The 1680-nt window shown below is 73.6% G+C and carries 2 protein-coding genes; one reads left to right on the top strand and one right to left on the bottom strand.

The window, feature by feature from the left end:
• Nucleotides 1–220: 220 nt before the first annotated feature.
• Nucleotides 221–634, bottom strand: coding sequence for an SsgA family sporulation/cell division regulator (locus tag B9S61_RS12130; protein WP_103542260.1), 414 nt, complete (start codon nt 632–634; stop codon nt 221–223).
• Between the two features lie 371 nt (nt 635–1005).
• On the opposite strand from B9S61_RS12130, the gene B9S61_RS12125 reads away from it, so the two are divergent.
• Nucleotides 1006–1680 (top strand): WD40/YVTN/BNR-like repeat-containing protein (locus tag B9S61_RS12125; RefSeq protein ID WP_374936202.1); only part of this gene is annotated, 675 nt, incomplete at its 3' end.

The raw sequence follows: 1680 nt of genomic DNA, 5'->3' as shown, positions 1-1680 counted from the left end.
AGGGCGAGGCCGCCGTGCTCGGCGATGACGACCGGCGGGGGCGAAGAGGCCCGGGAACCGTCGAGAAGTTCGCCGACAGGATGCACGCCCCCGTCGAACGTGAAAAACCGGTACCGGGCCGGGAGCACCGCCGGTCCGTGACCGGTCGCCCCGGGGACGGCCCGCCCCGGTGCCGCCGGCGTCGTCCAGGCCGTGCAGGCTCCTCGGGCCGCCGGGCCGGTCAGGCGTCGCGTATCAGCTCCGCGAGGCCGTGGTCGAGGTCGAGCCGGAGGTGTTCCAGTCCGGTCGGCACCAGTTCGCCCGTGGCCTCCAGGAAGCGCCGGACCTCGCCCGAGCGGACGTGCACGACGGCGGTTCCCTCGGGGGCGTGGAACTCCAGCACGGTGCGGTCGTAGCCGTACGGACGGACCCGTACGTCGCCGTGGCCCTCAGGCCCCTCCAGACCCGCGGCGAGGAGTTCCCGCGCGAAGGTCCAGCAGACCTCGACGCCCTCCAGGGTGGCGGGCGCGGGGAAGGTCATGCGGACGGCGAACGGGTCGTCGCGGTCGTAGTGCAAGGTGGCGGGGATGTTCGGCATCCGTGGCGCGGCGGCGACCAGACGGGCCTCTACGGGCTGCTCTATGACGGTGGACAACGCCTTGCTCCCTCGTGACGGCTGGACGGGCTTCCGGGCGGATCGGGTCGGCTACGGGAAGAGACGACGGAATCAGCCAATCCGTGCACACGAACTGCGAGTGACCTCTGTCACCGCGTTCATGCACCCGAGTGACACGGCTCTCCTCGCACGCCCACCGTTCGCCCGCTCCGGCGCAGCCCTCTGGACGGCGTCCCGGTGGTGGACTAGCTTCGCCCGCCATGAGGCGCTCGGGGAGCACGCGACGGACGAGACTGACGCGACGGACGAGGCGAACGGCACAGACGACACGCACCGCGGGGACGACACGCACGGCACGCACGGGACGGGCTCGCCGCCGGACGACCGCAGCGGCCCTGTGCGCGGCGGTACTGGCCGCCCTCACCGCCGTACCCGCACAGGCGCACGGCTTGGACCGGCAGACCCCACCGCGGTGGTCGGTCAAGGACACCGGGACCCCGGACGTCAGATTCCGCGGCCTGGCCGCCGTCAGCCGCGGCACCGCGTGGGTGGCCGGAACCCTGGGCACCGTCCTGCGCACCACCGACGGCGGCCGCAGCTGGCGGAACGTCCCGCCGCCGGGCGCGGGGGAGTTGCAGTTCCGGGACATCGAGGCGTTCGACGCGCGGCGGGCCGTGGTGCTGGCCATCGGTGAGGGCGAGGCGTCCCGGGTGTACCGCACCGACGACGGGGGAGCGACCTGGACGGAGTCCTTCCGCAACACCGACGCCCGCGCCTTCTACGACTGCCTCACCTTCTTCGACCACCGCCACGGCCTCGCGATGAGCGACCCGGTCGAGGGGAAGTTCCGCATCCTGTCGACCCGCGACGGCGGCCGTTCGTGGACGGTACTGCCCGACGCGGGGATGCCGCCCGCGCCGGACGGCGAGGCCGGGTTCGCGGCGAGCGGCCAGTGCCTGGTCTCCTCCGGACCGAAGGACGTCTGGCTGGCCACCGGAGGAGCGGCCCGTGCGCGTGTGCTGCACTCCGCCGACCGCGGCCGCACCTGGACGGTCACCGGCACCTCGATCCCCGGCGGCGACCCC

The sequence above is a fragment of the Streptomyces sp. SM1 genome, from assembly GCF_002910825.1.
Classification (GTDB): Bacteria; Actinomycetota; Actinomycetes; order Streptomycetales; family Streptomycetaceae; genus Streptomyces; species Streptomyces okerensis.
The sequence above is the reverse complement of the archived record's forward strand: the minus strand, read 5'-3'. Positions and strand labels throughout refer to the sequence as shown.